Origin of the sequence: Aminobacter ciceronei (assembly GCF_014138625.1) — a bacterium.
Lineage (GTDB): Bacteria > Pseudomonadota > Alphaproteobacteria > Rhizobiales > Rhizobiaceae > Aminobacter > Aminobacter ciceronei.
The window spans coordinates 1-16,557 of record NZ_JACJHY010000008.1; the positions used below are offsets into that span (position 1 = coordinate 1).

Below are 16,557 nucleotides of genomic sequence, written 5' to 3' on the forward strand. Positions count from 1 at the left end.
ATCACCTCCTCGGCCGCTTCGCTGTCGGTGCCGACGATGATGCGGTCGGGCTTCATGCAGTCGGCAACCGCCGAACCTTCCTTCAAAAACTCCGGATTGGAGACGACGTCGAAGCTTAGCTCCTCCCGGCCTCTCTGTTTCAAGGCCACCGCAATCGTCTCGCGCACCTTGTCGGCGGTGCCGACCGGCACCGTCGACTTGGTCACCACGATCTTGGCACCCGCCATCTCGCGGCCGATGGCATCGGCCACCGACAGCACATATTTGAGGTCGGCCGAGCCGTCCTCGCCCTGCGGCGTGCCGACCGCAATCATCTGGATCGCGCCATGGCGCACGGCCATCGAAGCGTCCGTCGTGAAGACGATACGCCCCGCCGCGTGGTTCTCGCGCACCAGCGCCTCCAGCCCCGGCTCGAAGATCGGGATGAAACCCTGGTTCAGCCGCTCGACCTTGGCCGCATCGACGTCGACACAGACGACATCATGACCGACCTCGGCCAGAACAGCCGCCTGAACAAGACCGACATAGCCAATCCCAAATACCGTGAGGTTCATCCAGTCCGTTCCTGTCTGTTGATGATGTCGAAGCGCGGCTGAACCGCGCCTGGGTATCTGCCCGTCATTTCAGGGTGCACGCGACCGAGCCCTCGAACTGGCAAGCTTCGCCCGGGGCGGTGAAGGCGACGCGATCGACCGCCATGCTCACCGGCTTGCCGGGATCGGTGAACTCGCCCATCCATTCGCGCAGCGTGCCGGTGCCCCACAAGCTGAAGAATATCTTCTGCGGGTTGCTCGGCAGCTGGGTAGGATCGGTCACCTCATGCACCAGCTGGCCGTTGACATACCAGCGCAGCCGCTCCTTCTCCCAGACGAAGGCATAGTCGTTGAAACCCTGGTCGGCGCCGCCGGGCACGTCGACAAGCTTCTCGTCATTGGACTTGCCGCCGACATAGGCGTTGACCTGCACCTTCGAGGGATCCTTGGTCAGGACCTCGAAGTCGATCTCGTCATGCGGCTTTTTGTGCACCGGGCCGATATAGGTGAAAAAGGCGGCATTCAGGCCCGAGCCGGTACCTGTCTTCATCCGCGCCTCATAGGTGCCGTAGCCGAAACGTTCCTTGGTCTGCACCTCGCCGCAGGAATAGTCGCGGTTCTTCAATGGCTTCTTCTCGAAGCTCAGGACCAGATTGCCGTCGGCAACCTTGACCTGGTCCTTCGACCAGGTGCAGTTCTGGTGCTTGCCGTTGTTCCAGCCGTCCGAGATGAACCAGCGCGAAGCGGTCAGCGTGTCGAAGGTCTCAACGAAGGACTTGCCGGTGGCCTCCTGCGCCACGGCACCACCCGACATACCCAGCAGGCCGGCAAGTGTGACCGACACTGCCAACGCAGCGGTACTGCCGAGAGGTCGGCACGCGCTGTAGTCCCTAACGTTCGCGTTCATAGGTCATCCTTGTGTCTTCGCGCCTCCCGCCCGGAAACCGCATTGCCACACCGGCCGGAGATGCCCCCAGCCGGACGAAATCCTCCCATCCTCCCTGATGTCAGGCCCTGTCGCCTCGGGCCTAGAACTGGCGCAGGGCCTCCCCTTGCGCCAAACGTGCCGATGATTCCTCGTCGGTCTCGCGACCTTCATCGGCAAAAATGTCCAGCGAATGACGAAGCCCAGCGACGAAATCCTTTTGCCGTCCGAGCGCCTCGATCCGTCTCAGACAGGCCTTGAGCGATTCTGTCATCTGGTCCATCTCACGCGCCCGCAGCACGGAAACCGCTGAATTTTCCATGGCTTCGACAAGGAAAGCAGCATTGGCCGAGACCGCCTCGTAGCGGTTGCGGATGCCGGTTCGTTCCGCCTCGATGCCGGCGGCGAGTTCGTCCAGCGCCCGCGACAGCTGGCCGAAGCGCGCCTCGTCGGTCTGCCGGTCGCGGTCGGGGCTGCGGGTGCGGAATGCAAAGATCGATGCCATGCGCCCTACCCCGCCTTCGCGGCCGAGCCGGCCATCAGGTAGCGTGGACGTGCAGCGCCACTTTCCATCGCCGACGGATTGCGACGGCGCAGCAGCTCGAGCTTGTCGAATGCCGCCCCTTTGGTCACGGCCGACAGGTTCGTCGGCGAGGCGAAGGCAAAGCCCATCGCACCGGAAAGCCCGCCACTGGCCTTGAGATCGAGGAAATGTCGCAGCCGATATTTGTCGCGCACATGCCGCTCATGGCGGCGCAGGACACGTCGCTGTCCGGCTGTCAGACCGGCAAGCGCCAGAAGATCGAGATCGGCATCGGCCAGCCGCCTCAGGTCCTCGGTACGATGCTGGCCGCTCAGCGAATTGGACCGGACCACCGCGCAATAGCCGCAGGAGCGGATCAGCTTGAAGCAGGCACCGAAAGCCAGGGCCCGGGCATAGAGCGCATAATCCTCGCCGAGGCGCAGCTGCTCGTCATAATGCAGGCCGTGCTCTGTGAGCATGGCGCGCCGCATCACCGGCTTGAGAAAACCCAGCTCGCCGCGCCGGGCGCCGCGCCGGGAAATGTTGCCGGCGACGAAGCCGACAAGGTCGAGCTCGGTCGGATCGGCTGCGAACTGCTCGATGCTGCCCGACAGCACGTCGCGCACCGAGGCGTGTTCGGCAAAGACGATGTTGTCGGCGACGAGATCCCAGTCATCGCCGTCCACGAGCTTCGCGAACCGTCCCGGCAGGAAGAAGTCGTCGGCGTCGAGAATGCTGATCAGCGGCGCCCTGGAGTGGCGTATTGCCATGTTACGGGCAAAGGACGGGCCGCGATTGACGTCGAGCCGCAGCACCAGAAGCCTGCCGCTGCCGTCATCGGCGGCGCGCGCCACCGCCTCGGTCGCATCGGTCGAAGCGTCGTCCACGACGACCACCTCGGCCACCTCCGGCTCCAGCAGAGCGGAGGCAATGGCCGTCGTGATCGTTTCGGCTGCGTTGCGCGCAGCAATGATGACACAGACGTCGGTTCCGCTCACGTCGGTTGCCTTTCGTCATAGCCCGCCGACGCAAGAGCTATATTGCACCTGCTAACAAGGGAACCCCAACTTTTGTTACGGCGATTCACGGGAGGCGCTACGGGCACCGGCAACCGCCATCGGCAAGCCGCGGCTTTCCAAGGGCTGCAGGCAGCTTCGTCCGATCACATATGACGGTTTCATCACACCGAGACCGCCAAGGCCGCCTTCGGATTGGCAGCGTCGCGTCTTGCTTACATATACGGGCAGGACGGCAGCGATTCTGCCGGAACAGGCGGCCGCTCACGCCGATCTTGTCGGTCTAGTGAGCGCTGCCTTTCGGGGTCAGGTCGTCGGCTGGAACAGTGGCGGTACCTTCAGCCGCGGTCTTCGACTTGCCGGTTTCCACCGGTTTCGGCCCGGCGCGCGCCACCATTGCCAGCACGACGAGAAAGTATCCGACCTGAAGAACAACCGCGCATATCACCGCGCGCAGCAAGATCGTGCCCCAGCCGGCAGCATCCATGTAGGACCACAACGCCACGACAGCGATGACCATCGCCATGCCGAACACGAATTTGGGTAAAGTCATGTCAGCTGATCGTCAGGCCGGAGGCATCGGCACTGATTTCGTCGCCATGTTGCTTGCAACTCCCCTTGCCCTGAAAGCTTCCGCCCGTGTCCGTTCCTTCGTTTTATTTTGATGCCGGCGCGGCCCCAGCCGGTCGGCGCGAAGAACGTCATTCCACTATATTGACCCGCCCAACTGTCAGCAAGCGGAGCCTCTTGGAGAGCGAGTCTAGACGGCAAAGATGAATGCTGCATTGCACCGTCCGGCGATGCCCCAAGTCGAAACGATTTTTGCCTTTGATGGCGTTATTTCAGAAATTTCTGCGATATCAGCCGCCTGTAACAATATGCTCGTATCTCTTGACGCACTTTGTTCGACTAAACAGCAGCATGACGAAGATATAATTCCAGGCATTTCCACCTGATGGACTGGATTGATTCTGCATACGCATTAATCTTGAGGACACAAAACTGTCGCAATGGACTCTTTTTGTGCAGGCCATGCACGGTTCTTGGACATCTACTGGCGCAAATATTTCACGCGTCAAAAAAACGTGTGTTGCGGCGCAGCATACCAATCCTATCCTGACACGGGGCGATTCTGGGGCGATTTATCGACCAATTGGAGTTGCAGCATGAGGGATCTAGCCAAGTCGAGCAGCTTGGAGTTTCCACATATGGCCGCCGACCTTCCTCCGCTCGGTGGCGTGGCCAAGCGCGGATTCGACATCGTCGGTGCCGGTCTCGGCATCGTCGCGCTGAGCCCGTTGTTCCTGCTCATCGCACTACTGGTGAAAGTCTCCGACGGCGGCTCGGTCTTCTACGGCCATCGCCGCATCGGCCGCGGCGGCCGTATCTTCCAGTGCCTCAAGTTTCGCACCATGGTTCGAGACGGCGATGCAGTTCTGGCCGCTCATCTGCGCAACGATCCTGAGGCGCGGGCCGAGTGGGAGGCAACGCGCAAACTCAAGGACGATCCGCGCGTGACCCGCGTCGGCACCGTGCTGCGCAAGCTCAGCCTCGACGAGCTGCCGCAGATCATCAACATCCTGCTCGGCGACATGAGCATCGTCGGCCCGCGCCCGGTGGTCCGCGACGAGCTCGAATACTACGGCAAGGCCGTCGTCTTCTACCTCAAGTCCCGGCCGGGTCTCACAGGACTGTGGCAGGTCAGCGGCCGCAACGACGTCTCTTACGACAGCCGCGTGGCCTTCGATCGTCACTATGTCGAGAACTGGTCGCTCGTCGAAGATATCCGCATCATCCTGAAGACGGTTCCGGCCGTCTGCATGTCGCGCGGCAGCTACTGATCCTGCCGCAATCGGGCTGCGCCGGCGCGCGCGGCCACTCCCAGCCGCGCATCCCCGGAGATGTCGCGGCACAGGAATGGACGATACCGTTGAACACCATCAGCACTCCCAAGCGCGCAAAGCGCCTGCTCGGCATGGGCGCCGCGCTCTGTCTTGCCCTCGCTTTCGCGACAACCCTGGCCGCAGCCGAGGACTACAAGCTCGGCACCCAGGACAAGCTGACAATCCGCGTCGTCGAATGGCAGACCGTCGAAGGCGCCTTCCGCGACTGGTCCTCGGTCAGCGGCGACTACACGGTCGGCCCCTCCGGCAAGCTGTCGCTGCCGTTCGTCGGTGAGACCGAAGCCGCGGGCAAGACGACGGCCGAGATCGCCGAGACCATCGGCAAGACCCTGCAGGACAAGTTCGGCCTGTCCGATCGCCCCGAGGCTTCGGTCGAGGTCGCGCAGTTTCGCCCGTTCTACATCTCCGGCGACATCCAGAGCCCCGGTCAATATGCCTATGCGCCCGACCTCACCGTGCTCAAGGCGGTCAGCATCGCCGGCGGCATGCGTCGCGGCGCCGACGGCGCCCGCACCGAGCGCGACCTCATCAACGCCGAAGGCAGCCACGCCGTGCTGTCCGACGAGCAGCTCCGCCTGATTGTGACGCAGGCGCGCATCGACGCCGAACTCACCGGCAAGACCGAATTCGCCGCCCCAAAGGACATCGCCTCCTTGCCTGGGGTGGACGGCATGGTCGCCAACGAGACCGCCATCATGGCCTCGCGCCAGAAGAAGCTCACGCTCCGGCTGCAGGCGCTCGACAACCTCAAGGGCCTGCTCGAAAGCGAGATCGTCTCGCTCGGCCAGAAGGCCGAGACGCAGAAACGCCAGGTCGAACTCGCCAGAAAGGAACTCAGCGGCATCGACACGCTGGCGCAGAAGGGGCTCGTCGTGAACACACGCGTGCTGTCGACCGAACGTTCGATCGCCGAGATGGAAGGCAAGATCCTCGACCTCGAGACCGCCACGCTGCGTGCCAAGCAGGACGTCAGCAAGGCCGAGCAGGAAGCGATCGATCTCAGGAACAACGCCGAATCCGAACTCGCCGTCGAGCGCCAGAAGACTGTCGGCGAGCTCAATGCGGTGACGCTCAAGCTCGGCATGCAGAAGGGACTGATCGCCGAAGCCGGCGGCACGGCGTCCGCGGCAGCCGGCATCGAGCAGCCGACGTCCTTTGTCCTCGTCCGCAAGGGCAGCGATGGCAAGAGCAAGGAAATCACGGCTGCCGAGGACACGTCCATCCTGCCCGGCGACGTGATCAAGGTCGTGCGGTCGGGTAGCCCGCTCGTCCAGTAGTTGATCGGGTCAGACGCGATGCGGATCAGCAAGTCGTCACTGGTCGAACCCGGCCGCAACACGCTCTACGGCGCGTTCGCGGTCGCCGTCTCGTTCTTCGTCTTCGCCTATTCCTTCCGCATCGGCCAGATCTCGATCCTGATGTATTACGCGGTGTGGCTGCCGCTGGTGCTGGTCGACTACCGTTTCACGCTCGGCCGCCTTGCCCGGTCGCCGCAACTCCTGGCCTTCGCGTTCTTGGCATGCCTGTCCTATTTTTGGTCAGACGCGCCTGACGTCACCTTGCGCGCAGCCCTCCAGTACCTCACACATGTCGTCTGCGCCGTTATCGCCGCCCGTGTCATCGATGCGCGCACCTTGTGCATCGGCGCCATCGCAGGCATCGCCGTCATTCTCGGTTATTCGATGCTGCAGGGCGGCTATGTCTACGACGCGCTCGACGGCAGCTACAGCTTCGTCGGCGCCTTCGGCTCCAAGAACCAGCTCGGCTTCTACGCCTCGCTGGGCGTGCTGCTGGGCTGCTATTTCGCGCTGTTCCTGACCCGCAGCCGCATCGCTCGCCTCCTTGCGCTCGGCGTCGTCGCCCTTTCGGCCGCGTCGCTGGTGCTGTCGCAATCGGCGACATCGATGCTCGCCACGCCCGCGGCCATAGCCATGGTCGTCGCCATCGCCGGACTGGAGGCATTCTCGCCGATACATCGCCGGATCTTCTTCGCCGCCGGCCTCGCGCTTGCCGGCACGGCAGTGCTGGCCGCCCTCAATTTCGGCGCGGCCGACATGGTGCTCGGCGCCTTCGGCAAGGATTCGACGCTGACTGGCCGCACCTATCTCTGGCAGCAGGGCATCGATGCGGCGGCCAACACGCCGCTGCTCGGCGTCGGCTATGCCGCCTACTGGGTGCAGGGCTTTTCCGAGGCCGAGCGGCTGTGGAACGAGTTCTACATCCCCGCCCGCACCGGCTTCCACTTCCACAACACCTATATCGAGACGCTGGTAGAAACAGGCTATGTTGGCGCGGTCATGATCGTGCTGCCGCTGCTCGCCATCCTCAGGCTCTGCATCGCGCGCCTTTTGTCCGACGGCGACTGGACCGAAGCCCTGCTGCAGACCGGCCTGCTCGCGCTCTTGGTCATTCGCTCGTTCTTCGAGGTGGATATCCTCCAGCCCTACGTCATCGGCTCGTTCCTGCTCTACTACTGCTGGGCCCGCGCCAAGGAGCCGGCGGCGCTGCGACGGCCCGCTTCGGCAGCGGACTGGCGCCCGCCGTCGCCTTCGATGCCGTCGAACGGCATCGGTCCAGGCATCCAGGCGTAACGCAGCCTGCCCGCACCAGCCTTCTGTCAAATCCTGGTCGACGTCATGGAACTGTCGGTCGTTTCGGGAATTGAATCAGCTGATATCGCTGGAGCCGACATCATGCCGACACCACTTCAACCGCAACGCCCCGAAAAAGGCGAACAGCGCATAGAACTTTATTTCGTCGCGGCCACGATGCTGGCGATGGCAACAACGATGCTCCACACCAACGCCACTGCTTTTGTCCTGGTGCTGCATCTGTTGCAGTGACCAGCGTCCCCAGTTGTCGGCGTCCAGGCACCGAACCGGCCTTGCAATGCAACTGCCGCCCAACAGGCAGTATCGGCGGACGCGGTCGTTGCGTGGCACGCCCTGATCTCAGGAGTCATCGATGGATTGGACAGACTGGTTCTATCTTGCCGTGGTGTTCGGGGCGTCGAGCGCAGTGCTGTGGATGATGGGCGCCTGATCGGCGACACCCGGCTTTACTCTCTGCCAGCACCTGCCGTCCGACGTCACCCGAAACGGCATTTTCGCGGAACCGAAACCGGCCCGGTCGGTTTGTCACCTGGGCGGCGGCCAGAAATTTGAGAGGCCAGGAATTCGAGAGGAAAGAGATGAAACATGCACATGCTATCGCGATCCTGATCGCGTCGGCAACGCTGGCGGTACCCGCCGCCGCCGAGGACGCCGCCAAGCCGGCTGCGCAGCTGGATAGGTCCACGACGGCCAGTACCGGCGCAATGGCCGATCTCGCAACCGTCATGTCGGCCATCGAAGCCAGCCGGAGCACTGCAACCGCGATCCAGGCCATGACGACCGTCGGCAGCGTCCGTGTCGTCAAGGTTTCCGACATCGTCAGCCCCGGCGACAAGCAGGCACTGGACAAGGCCGTGTCGGACAACGAGGCCGATATCACCGGCGTGCAGGCCGCGATCATGGCCAACAGCGCGCTGAAAAAGCAGATCGACGCCAACACGGTCGACACCTCGGCCATCTTGGCCGCCAGAATCGCCGAAGATGGCGCGGTGACGGTCTTCGTCAGGTAGCAAAGCTGGCCGGGACCATGCGGCGTTGGCCCGGTGGCGTGATGTGCCGGGCCACGCTGGCCAGCCGACCCGGAAAATCTTGATCCAGCTGATTTTGTCCGCCCGCCCGTCCGCAAACTGCGCTATGCAGCGCGTGTCGGCTGGCGCGATCCGGACCGGCGCCGCAACAGGTGCATTCGCCCGCCCCGATGACATCCCAGACCGCCACGGCACCTGAACAGCGTTTCGCCGCCTTCCGCCATGGCGCGTTCTCGCGCTACTGGGTGGCTCGCTTCCTGGGTACCTTTTCGACGCAGATCATCTCGGTCGGCGTCGGCTGGCAGGTCTATGACCTGACACGCGACCCTTTCGACCTCGGCCTCGTCGGCATCATCCAGTTTGCCCCAGCGTTGCTGCTCGTGCTTGTCACCGGCGTCGTGGCCGACCGTTTCGGCCGCAGGCTGATCATGGGCCTGTCCGCCCTGGTCGAGGCCGCCTGTGCGGCGGCACTGCTGGCGCTGACCTACCACGGCCTTGCAAGCCCGTTGCCGATCTTCGCCGTGCTCGTCGTTTTCGGCATTGCGCGTGCCTTCTTCGGTCCGGCCTCGGCGTCGTTGGTCGCCAACCTCGTGCCATCAGAGGACTTCGCCAACGCGGTCGCCTGGAACTCGTCGGCCTGGCAGACCGCGACGATCGTCGGCCCGGTCGCCGGCGGCCTGCTCTACGGCCTGTCGCCCGAGATCGCCTATGGTGCGGCCGCCGTCCTGATGCTGGCATCGACGGCGTTGATCTTCTCCATCCCCAGGCCGGTCCAGCGCAGCGAGACCGACAAGCCGTCGGTCGAGACGCTGTTCGCCGGCTTCCGCTATATCTGGGGCGAAAAGGTCGTGCTCGGCGCCATCTCGCTCGACCTCTTCGCCGTGCTCCTGTCCGGCGCCGTGGCGTTGCTGCCGGTCTATGCGCGCGACATTCTCGACCTCGGGCCGTGGGGCCTCGGCCTGCTCCGCGCCGCCCCCGGCGTCGGCGCCATCATCGTCGCCGTCTGGCTCGCCGGGCACCCGATCCGCGACCATGCCGGCAAGGTCATGTTCGTCTTCGTGGCGCTGTTCGGCGTCGCCACGGCGGTCTTCGGCATCTCGACGATCCCCTGGGTCTCCATATCGGCACTTGCGCTGCTCGGCGCCACGGACATGGTCAGCGTCTACATCAGGGAAACGCTGATCCAGCTGTGGACGCCCGACCATGTCCGTGGTCGCGTCAACGCGGTCAACGGCGTCTTCGTCGGCGCCTCCAACGAACTCGGCGAATTCCGCGCCGGCACCATGGCCGCTCTGATCGGCACCGCGCCCGCCGTCGTCTTCGGCGGCATCGGCGCCATTGCCGTTGCCGGCATCTGGGCCTGGACGTTCCCTGCCTTGCGCAAGGTCAGGCACCTCGACCGGCACGTCTGACCTTTCCATTGCCCGGTTGCTTTGCCGGCGTTGCAAACGTCGCAACGTATTCATACATTCTTCTACATCGGTCAGGGGATCGCGATGCTTGCCCCGCCTGATCACCGCAAGAAGAACACTGCGCGAGCCCTCAGAATAGTTCGGAATGACCATGTCCAATGTGAATGACAACGACCTCGCCTTGATCAACAAGCTGATCACCGAAGTCGAGCGCTCGCAGAACGAACGCTCGGCGGACGATTTCCTCGCCCTGTTCCGTCCCGACGCCGTCTGGGTCACCGCCTTTGGTCGGCGGTTCAGCAGCAAGGCCGAGATTTCCGACTTCGCCCGCAAGGTGTTGACCCCTGACCTGGGCGACCAGTATGCCCGCTACGACGTCGCTCATGTCACGATGCTGAGCCCCGACGTGGCCGCGGTGAATGTCCGCCAGCGCCCGATCCACAAGGACGGCACGCCTATCGAAGGCGAACTCGAAGGTTCGCCGCTCTATGTGCTGGTCAAGGAGAACGGACGCTGGATGGTCGGCGCCGGACAGAACACCAAGGTACAGGCAGCGGCAATCGACACCCAGCAGAGCGAAATCGACGCCCGCGAGGGCAAGAAGTAAGCCTCAGCCCTTGGCCGGTTCGCCGAAGATCCTGACCAGGAATTCGTCGAGCCAGCGCTTGAGATGCATGTCCCAGATCAGCCGGCCGCCGAGATGGTCGCGGCCGGGCTGGGCGCCTGGCAAGACGAAGCGTTCGGCGCCGCGCACCACCCAGCGCTGCATCATCACCCGCGTCAGTTCGGCATGGAACTGGATGCCCCAGGCATTGTCGCCATAACGGAAGGCCTGATTGGGATAACTCTCCGACGACGCCAGCAGCACGGCATCCCCAGGCAGCGAAAAGCCCTCGCGGTGGAACTGGTAGACCATCTCGGGCCAGTGCATCAGCTTGCGGCCTTCCTCGGTCGCCTTGATCGGATACCAGCCGATCTCGACAAGCCCCTCGCCATGCCCTTCGACCTTGCCGCCGAGATGATTGACCAGCATCTGGGCGCCGAGGCAGATGCCGAGGAACGGACGGTTTTCCTTGAGCGGCACCGCCAGCCAGTCGGTCTCGCGTCGAACGAACTCATCCTGGTCGTTGGCGCTCATCGGGCCGCCGAAGACCACGGCGCCGGCATGCCCGTCGAGCGTGTCGGGCAAGGGATCGCCGAGCGGCGGCCGGCGGATGTCGAGTTCGAAGCCGTTCTCGATCAGCACATGGCCGACGCGGCCGGCACTCGAATGCTCCTGATGCAGCACCACCAGTATCTTGGGTCGCGCCTTGCCCGGCATTTACAGCTACTCGTCCGCTTCGGGTCCGATCTGGCGCTGCGCCTTCTGAGCCGCCTTACGCTTGGCCTCGACGCGGTCGCGGCTTTCCACGCCGATCAGTTCGGCGATGCGCCAGATGGTGTTGTCCTCCATCTCATGCAGCTCGCCGTCGGCATAGACGATTTCCCACATCATGCCGATGAAGTCCTTGCGCGCCTGGTCGTCGAGGTTGCGCTTGAGCACGCTGGTGAAGGCATAGAGATCGATCGCTTCGTTGTCGGCCTGTTCGCCGGCCTTGACCAGCCGGTCGAGCTCGGCGCCCGAAATGCCGTAGCTCTGGCTCAGCAACTGCTTGACCCGCTCCCATTCGACGTCCTGCCGGTCGCCGTCGGCGTCCATGACATGGTACATCAGCGCCGCCGCGGCAACGCGCGGATCGTCCTCGCAGCTCGCCTTGGACCCTGCCGCCGGCAGGTCCTTCAGAAACGAAATCATGCGTTCGAACATCGTCGGTTCCTGTTTGGGCCAAGCCTAGATCTAGGGTCGAGCTGAAATCAAAACAAACGGAACCGCTTCTGGGCGTTTTCCCGCTCCACTTCCGGATCGACGCCGGGGTCGTCGGGCAAGCGGATCGGTTCGGCCATGTCATCCTCGTCGGTCAGGGTCGCGCCGTCGGTCGCCGGCGGCACCGCGCGCGGGGGCACGGGCTGCACTGCCGCAGTCTCCTGCGCCACCTCGTCCTCGACGATCACGTCGACGATGTCGTCGCCGGCGGGCTGCGCTGCCGGAATGCTAGGGATCGACACCCGCTCGTTCGGCTCGTCGTCCTGCTCGATCAGGTGGCCGAGCCGCTCTTCCGGCGCCTTCCATTCGAAAGCGTCGAGCCGGCCGGTGACGGGTGAGAACGGCGCCCAGCGTTCGGAGACCACGCCGTCCGCCACCCAGGCCGGGTCGCGCGGCGCGCGCACGGCCCGCGACAGCCACTGTCGCACCTTGCCCTGGTCGCCACCTTGGGCTTCCTCGATGTCGGCGAGCAAAAGATAGGCACCCTCGCGCGGCTGCATCCGTGCGGCGGCCTCGGCCTCGGAGCGCGCCAGCTTGTAATCCTGTGCTTCCAGTGCCGCCCGCGCCACGGCGAGCGAGGATTCCGGATGGTTCTGCTTCAGCGATTGCAATTTCTTTGCCCGCGCCAGCCGGTCGAGCACGGCATCGCCTGGGCGACCATGGACGTAGAGCTCGGCGATGTCGGGCAGCGGTTCCGCCTTCCACGCCGTCTCCAGCACCTTCGAGCCCTTGCGCACGTCGTTCTGGCGGAACAGCGCCTTTGCGGCAATTGCAGCCGCCGGACCGAAACCGGGCCGCAGCCGATTGGCCTCAAGCGCTGCGGTCCGCGCCGCATTGAAATCGCCTTCGAACAGCGACATCGCCTTGGCGGTCAAAAGCACCGCGCGCTTGTTGTTGGCAACGTCGCGCTCGATCTGGCGCGTCGACTTCTGCGCGTCGATCAGCGCCAGCGCGCCGTCCCAGTCGCCGCGTTCGCACTTTTCCTCGAGCGTCGAATCCGCCGCCCAGCCGAGCTGCGGCGCAAGGCCGGCGGCGCGGCCGGCATAGTGGCGTGCAGCGGCCCGGTCGCCGAGCCGTTCGGCTTCGAGATAGAGCCCGCGCAGGCCGAGCAGCCGCATCTCGGGATCGTCCAGCATCGCCTCGAACTTCTGCCGCGCCGTGTCGTGGTCGCCCTCCAGCAGCGACGCCTGGGCATCAAGCAGCAGGATCAGCGGCTCCTGGTCGGAGTTGATCAGCTTGGCGGCTTCCTTGTTCTTCTTGCGCGCAAGTGCGGCGTCGCCCGCTCCGGCGGCGATCATGCCGGTCGACAGCGCCTGATAGCCGCGGTCGCGCCGGCGGGCGCGAAAATGCCGGGCGATGGTGAAAGGGCTATTCCAAACCGCTTTGGTGAGCCACCAGGTCAACATCGTTGCCGCAACGATCGCGGTGATCGCCACCGCTGCCACCATCAGGCTGACCTTGTACTGGTAGCCGCTGAAGGTCACGACCATGTCGCCGGGACGGTCGGCCAGCCAGGCAAAGCCCAGCCCGAGCGCAAAAACGATGGCCAGATAGAACAGGATACGGATCATCTGGCGTCCCTCATGCCTTCATCGCGCCGGCGACAAGCTTGTCGACCAGCGTTTCGACATCTAGCCGCGCCTTAAGCTTGGCAACGAAGTCGGCGCCCGCAGCCTTCGCCGTCTCGGGCAGCGTGTCATATTCGGCCAGCGCCTTGGCGAAATCGCCCTGGTTGACCGCCACCTCCATGCGCGCCACCGTCTCCGGCACGCCGGTGCCCTCGACCGCCCCGATCGGCCGCACCTGAACCAGTTGCTCGGCGCTCGACACCAGCCGTTCGAGGATGCCGGCATCCTCGTTGACCGGCTTGGCTGCAGCGATCATCGCATTCGCCGCCGCATCGGTTTCGGTCACGATATCGGCGCGTGTCGGCACGCCCTTTTCGGCATGAGCCCTCAGGGCCGCCAGTTCCGGCGCCTCCGGGGAAATCGCGGCGAAAGTTTCGAGCTCGGCGCCGAAGCCCGCGCCCCGGTCGACAGCCGCCTTCAACGCCGAAGCGGCGATCGCCAGCGCGATCTTGGGCTGCGACGCCTGTGCGTCGACCTTCGAAGTGAGCGCGGAGATGGACTGCTCCAGCGTCGCGATCTTGCCGTCATCGACCGTCGCCGCCTCGCCCGCCGACTTCAGCGCCGCGTCAAGGCCGCTGACGCGCTCGGTGAGTGCTGCGATCTCGCTCGAAGCGCCGTTGTTCTGGCTGAGCGAGGCCACGGCAGTTTCAACCTGCGCGATGCGGCCGTCGAGCGTGGCAAGGGCCTCATTCGACCCGGCCTGGCCGGCCGTCGCTTTCAGCGCCTCGATGTCCGACTTCACCTGCTGGACGGCAGCGGCGAGGCCGTCGACGTCACCCTTCAGCGCCGCACCGCCATTGGCGGCAGCACCGAGATCGGCCAGCTGCGACTTCAACGAGGCGATTTCGGCCTGCATCTGTCCATTGTCACCGGTTCCGGTACCGGGGGCACCCAGCACGCCGGCATATTGCAGCCCACCGGCCACCAACAGCGCGATCACGCCGCCGGCCAGGCCCGGCAGCAGTCCGGATGCTGATTGACGATTCGATGATGCAGCCGAGGCTGCAGCACTTGTTGCCCGCGACCCAGCCGAACTCGACGAAGCAGCACGCGACAACGCCTCGGCCTTGGGCGTTTCGGCCGGCTTGTCGTTTTCGAAGCTGTAGTCATAGGAGGCATAGGCGCTGTCTGCCTTCGCCGCCGTCTCCTCTGGCGGCGTCTCTGCCGAGGTCAGGGCTTCTTCGCCGGCCGTCGCCGCGACCGCCTCCGTCTCAGCGTCAGGCTTGGCGGCCTCTTCGACGCGCGACACCGCGCCCGGCTCCAGTTCGATCGTCACCGGATCGCGATGCGTCTTCGAATGGCGCGTCTTCGGCGTCTTGACCATGCTGGGGGCTCCGCGATTTCGTTGGCATAAATCCCGCGGCAGATGCGGGTTCGAAGATCAAAAACCAGTAACACCCACCGTCCCGCGAAAAAAGGCCGGTTGATGGCAAGTAGCCTTTCCGTCAGTCGGGATCGCCGAGAAGCGCCAGCAGCGCATCCTCATTGGGATCGCGCGCGACCTCGACCCTGATACCGCCGACCAGCGCCGAAGCGATGCGGCCGGACAGGCAAAGGCAACGCGCGTTGCGCATCAGGAAATCCGCCTCGGCGTGCATTTCCATCAGCGAACCGAAGGCGGCTGCGGCACGCGCCGAGTAAACGAGCACGGCGTCGATTGGTTGCCCGCCAAGCTGCTGGCGCACGAAGGAAGGGGCCGGAGTGAGCGCGACAGTGTCATAAGTTTCGATCGGCACCACCCGCACCCCGTTGATGCCGAGACGACGTTCGAAGTCCGGCATCCGTACCCGGCCGCACAGATAGGCAACCGTCGCCTTGCCGAGTTCGATTGCTATCATGTCGGCGAGCGCGGCAGCGTCGCCAGGACCTTCGTTGACGGAGTAGAAGCCGGCTTTGCGCGCGCTTTCCGCGGTCTTTGCGCCAACGGCGTGACAGGGCAGGCCCCGCAGTCGCTCGACAAGCCCGCTCGGCGCGTGTCGCAATGCGTTGGCGCTTGTCACCGCGATCGCCGTCGCGCCGGACGGGACGCTTTCACGCGCCACCGGCAGCGGTCGCGTTTCGGAAAGTGGCAAAATTACAGGCTCGAAGCCGAGCGCCTCGAGGCGCCGCGCGGTGCGGGTTGCGCCGGGTTCCGGCCTCGTCACCAGCACCCGCTGTGCCATCTAGCTCCATCCCTCGAAGAATGTGGTGCCGGCCCGTGCCCGCACCTCGTCGCCGGCATTCCGGCCGATCTCGGCGGCATCCGCCGCCCGGCCGTCGGCCTTGGCCTCGTGCCACAGCGTACCATCCGGGGTCAGGATAAGCCCGGCGAAAGACAGCCTGTCGCCGTCGATCTCGGCATATCCGGCGATCGGCGTGCGGCAAGAGCCGTCGAGTGCGGCCAGAAACGCCCTTTCGCAGGCCAGAGCCTGCCCGGTCGGCTTGTGATCAATCGCCTGGAGCATGTTGGTGACAGCAGTATCGCCAATGCGGCTCTCGATGCAGATGGCACCCTGCCCGGGGGCCGGCGGGAAGGCGTCGAGCGCCATCAGATCGGTGATGACCTCTTCGAGCCCAATCCGGCGCAGACCGGCATTGGCGAGGATCGTGCCCTCGGCCACCCCCTCGTCAAGCTTCCTCAGGCGGGTCTGCACGTTGCCGCGGAACATCACCACGTCGAGGTCGGGCCGCATGCGTCGGATCAGCGCCTGTCGCCTGAGCGACGAGGAGCCGACGACGGCACCTTGCGGCAGTTCCATGATGCTGGGTGCCGCGCGGCCGATGAACGCATCCCTTGGGTCCTCGCGCGGCAGGAACGCCGACAATTCGAGCCCGTCGGGCAGCTGCGTCGGCATGTCCTTGGACGAATGCACGGCGATGTCGATCTCGTCGGCATACATCGCCTCTTCCAGTTCCTTGGTGAACAGCCCCTTGCCACCGGCGAGCGACAGTGGCCGGTCCTGGATGCGGTCGCCGCTGGTCGAAATCGTCACGATCTCGAATGCCTCTTCCGGCAGGCCGTGCGCTGCCATCAGCCGCGCACGCGTCTCGTGCGCCTGGGCGAGCGCCAGCAGGCTGCCGCGGGTTCCGATTCTCAAGGCTCTAGTTTGCATAGCGCTTGGTCCGTGATAAC

General features: G+C 64.7%; 19 protein-coding genes. 8 read left to right on the forward strand and 11 right to left on the reverse strand.

Going from position 1 to position 16,557, the window contains the following annotated elements; translation table 11 throughout:
* The 5 genes from HNQ95_RS09960 to HNQ95_RS09980 form a co-directional block, all read right to left on the reverse strand.
* The coding region (locus tag HNQ95_RS09960; protein ID WP_182573988.1) for a nucleotide sugar dehydrogenase at positions 1–554 on the reverse strand (554 nt) is incomplete at its 3' end.
* A gap of 64 nt (positions 555–618) precedes the next feature.
* Complete coding sequence (gene exoK, locus HNQ95_RS09965; RefSeq protein ID WP_067956189.1) at positions 619–1,440, reverse strand: endo-1,3-1,4-beta-glycanase ExoK; 822 nt, start codon at positions 1,438–1,440, stop codon at positions 619–621.
* A 121-nt stretch (positions 1,441–1,561) separates the two neighbouring features.
* A complete protein-coding gene (locus tag HNQ95_RS09970; RefSeq protein ID WP_067956188.1) occupies positions 1,562–1,963 on the reverse strand; it encodes a hypothetical protein in 402 nt (133 codons plus the stop codon).
* A 5-nt stretch (positions 1,964–1,968) separates the two neighbouring features.
* On the reverse strand, positions 1,969–2,979 hold the full coding sequence (locus HNQ95_RS09975) for a glycosyltransferase family 2 protein (RefSeq protein ID WP_067956187.1): 1,011 nt from the start codon (positions 2,977–2,979) through the stop codon (positions 1,969–1,971).
* 301 nt (positions 2,980–3,280) lie between these two features.
* Positions 3,281–3,550: an exopolysaccharide production repressor protein gene (locus tag HNQ95_RS09980; protein WP_067956186.1), complete on the reverse strand. Its 270-nt coding sequence runs from the start codon at positions 3,548–3,550 to the stop codon at positions 3,281–3,283.
* Positions 3,551–3,770: 220 nt separating this feature from the next.
* Here HNQ95_RS09980 and HNQ95_RS09985 point away from each other — a divergent pair, with 220 nt between their 5' ends.
* The 8 genes from HNQ95_RS09985 (at position 3,771) to HNQ95_RS10020 (ending at position 10,560) form a co-directional block, all read left to right on the forward strand.
* Positions 3,771–3,953, forward strand: a complete 183-nt coding sequence (locus HNQ95_RS09985; protein ID WP_154386713.1) for a hypothetical protein — start codon at positions 3,771–3,773, stop codon at positions 3,951–3,953.
* A gap of 210 nt (positions 3,954–4,163) precedes the next feature.
* The gene (locus tag HNQ95_RS09990; RefSeq protein ID WP_154386714.1) at positions 4,164–4,838 is read left to right on the forward strand and encodes a sugar transferase; all 675 of its coding nucleotides are present in this window, start codon (positions 4,164–4,166) and stop codon (positions 4,836–4,838) included.
* Positions 4,839–4,927: 89 nt separating this feature from the next.
* Positions 4,928–6,178 (forward strand): polysaccharide biosynthesis/export family protein, encoded by a 1,251-nt coding sequence (locus tag HNQ95_RS09995; RefSeq protein ID WP_312870922.1) that lies wholly within the window; start codon positions 4,928–4,930, stop codon positions 6,176–6,178.
* An 18-nt stretch (positions 6,179–6,196) separates the two neighbouring features.
* Complete coding sequence (locus HNQ95_RS10000) at positions 6,197–7,492, forward strand: O-antigen ligase family protein (protein WP_182573989.1); 1,296 nt, start codon at positions 6,197–6,199, stop codon at positions 7,490–7,492.
* A 45-nt stretch (positions 7,493–7,537) separates the two neighbouring features.
* On the forward strand, positions 7,538–7,744 hold the full coding sequence (locus tag HNQ95_RS10005; RefSeq protein WP_067956179.1) for a hypothetical protein: 207 nt from the start codon (positions 7,538–7,540) through the stop codon (positions 7,742–7,744).
* Positions 7,745–8,091: 347 nt separating this feature from the next.
* On the forward strand, positions 8,092–8,523 hold the full coding sequence (locus tag HNQ95_RS10010) for a hypothetical protein (protein ID WP_067956177.1): 432 nt from the start codon (positions 8,092–8,094) through the stop codon (positions 8,521–8,523).
* Between the two features lie 188 nt (positions 8,524–8,711).
* Positions 8,712–9,953, forward strand: a complete 1,242-nt coding sequence (locus HNQ95_RS10015) for an MFS transporter (RefSeq protein WP_154386716.1) — start codon at positions 8,712–8,714, stop codon at positions 9,951–9,953.
* A gap of 151 nt (positions 9,954–10,104) precedes the next feature.
* Positions 10,105–10,560 (forward strand): SgcJ/EcaC family oxidoreductase, encoded by a 456-nt coding sequence (locus tag HNQ95_RS10020; protein ID WP_067956174.1) that lies wholly within the window; start codon positions 10,105–10,107, stop codon positions 10,558–10,560.
* A gap of 3 nt (positions 10,561–10,563) precedes the next feature.
* Here the strand turns inward: HNQ95_RS10020 and HNQ95_RS10025 are convergent, their stop codons facing one another.
* The 6 genes from HNQ95_RS10025 to hemC all read right to left on the reverse strand — a co-directional run bounded on the left by HNQ95_RS10025 (position 10,564) and on the right by hemC (position 16,537).
* Positions 10,564–11,274, reverse strand: coding sequence for a glutamine amidotransferase (locus HNQ95_RS10025; protein WP_067956171.1), 711 nt, complete (start codon positions 11,272–11,274; stop codon positions 10,564–10,566).
* A gap of 6 nt (positions 11,275–11,280) precedes the next feature.
* Positions 11,281–11,760 (reverse strand): tellurite resistance TerB family protein, encoded by a 480-nt coding sequence (locus HNQ95_RS10030; RefSeq protein WP_154386718.1) that lies wholly within the window; start codon positions 11,758–11,760, stop codon positions 11,281–11,283.
* Between the two features lie 47 nt (positions 11,761–11,807).
* Positions 11,808–13,388: a heme biosynthesis protein HemY gene (locus tag HNQ95_RS10035; protein WP_067956168.1), complete on the reverse strand. Its 1,581-nt coding sequence runs from the start codon at positions 13,386–13,388 to the stop codon at positions 11,808–11,810.
* A gap of 10 nt (positions 13,389–13,398) precedes the next feature.
* Complete coding sequence (locus HNQ95_RS10040; protein WP_182573990.1) at positions 13,399–14,769, reverse strand: COG4223 family protein; 1,371 nt, start codon at positions 14,767–14,769, stop codon at positions 13,399–13,401.
* Between the two features lie 121 nt (positions 14,770–14,890).
* Positions 14,891–15,607: a uroporphyrinogen-III synthase gene (locus HNQ95_RS10045; protein WP_182573991.1), complete on the reverse strand. Its 717-nt coding sequence runs from the start codon at positions 15,605–15,607 to the stop codon at positions 14,891–14,893.
* Positions 15,608–16,537, reverse strand: coding sequence for a hydroxymethylbilane synthase (gene hemC, locus HNQ95_RS10050; RefSeq protein ID WP_182573992.1), 930 nt, complete (start codon positions 16,535–16,537; stop codon positions 15,608–15,610).
* Positions 16,538–16,557 lie beyond the last annotated feature (20 nt).

What these genes read in the sequence shown, in the direction of transcription:
- HNQ95_RS10005 (WP_067956179.1), top strand. Translation starts at nt 7,538, where the DNA reads ATGGAACTGTCGGTCGTTTCGGGAATTGAATCAGCTGATATCGCTGGA.
- HNQ95_RS10020 (WP_067956174.1), top strand. Translation starts at nt 10,105, where the DNA reads ATGTCCAATGTGAATGACAACGACCTCGCCTTGATCAACAAGCTGATC.
- HNQ95_RS10010 (WP_067956177.1), top strand. Translation starts at nt 8,092, where the DNA reads ATGAAACATGCACATGCTATCGCGATCCTGATCGCGTCGGCAACGCTG.
- HNQ95_RS09990 (WP_154386714.1), top strand. Translation starts at nt 4,164, where the DNA reads ATGAGGGATCTAGCCAAGTCGAGCAGCTTGGAGTTTCCACATATGGCC.
- HNQ95_RS09980 (WP_067956186.1), bottom strand. Translation starts at nt 3,550, where the DNA reads ATGACTTTACCCAAATTCGTGTTCGGCATGGCGATGGTCATCGCTGTC.
- HNQ95_RS09985 (WP_154386713.1), top strand. Translation starts at nt 3,771, where the DNA reads ATGAATGCTGCATTGCACCGTCCGGCGATGCCCCAAGTCGAAACGATT.
- HNQ95_RS10045 (WP_182573991.1), bottom strand. Translation starts at nt 15,607, where the DNA reads ATGGCACAGCGGGTGCTGGTGACGAGGCCGGAACCCGGCGCAACCCGC.
- HNQ95_RS10000 (WP_182573989.1), top strand. Translation starts at nt 6,197, where the DNA reads ATGCGGATCAGCAAGTCGTCACTGGTCGAACCCGGCCGCAACACGCTC.
- HNQ95_RS10015 (WP_154386716.1), top strand. Translation starts at nt 8,712, where the DNA reads ATGACATCCCAGACCGCCACGGCACCTGAACAGCGTTTCGCCGCCTTC.
- HNQ95_RS10025 (WP_067956171.1), bottom strand. Translation starts at nt 11,274, where the DNA reads ATGCCGGGCAAGGCGCGACCCAAGATACTGGTGGTGCTGCATCAGGAG.
- hemC (WP_182573992.1), bottom strand. Translation starts at nt 16,537, where the DNA reads ATGCAAACTAGAGCCTTGAGAATCGGAACCCGCGGCAGCCTGCTGGCG.
- HNQ95_RS09970 (WP_067956188.1), bottom strand. Translation starts at nt 1,963, where the DNA reads ATGGCATCGATCTTTGCATTCCGCACCCGCAGCCCCGACCGCGACCGG.
- HNQ95_RS10040 (WP_182573990.1), bottom strand. Translation starts at nt 14,769, where the DNA reads ATGGTCAAGACGCCGAAGACGCGCCATTCGAAGACGCATCGCGATCCG.
- HNQ95_RS10035 (WP_067956168.1), bottom strand. Translation starts at nt 13,388, where the DNA reads ATGATCCGTATCCTGTTCTATCTGGCCATCGTTTTTGCGCTCGGGCTG.
- exoK (WP_067956189.1), bottom strand. Translation starts at nt 1,440, where the DNA reads ATGAACGCGAACGTTAGGGACTACAGCGCGTGCCGACCTCTCGGCAGT.
- HNQ95_RS10030 (WP_154386718.1), bottom strand. Translation starts at nt 11,760, where the DNA reads ATGTTCGAACGCATGATTTCGTTTCTGAAGGACCTGCCGGCGGCAGGG.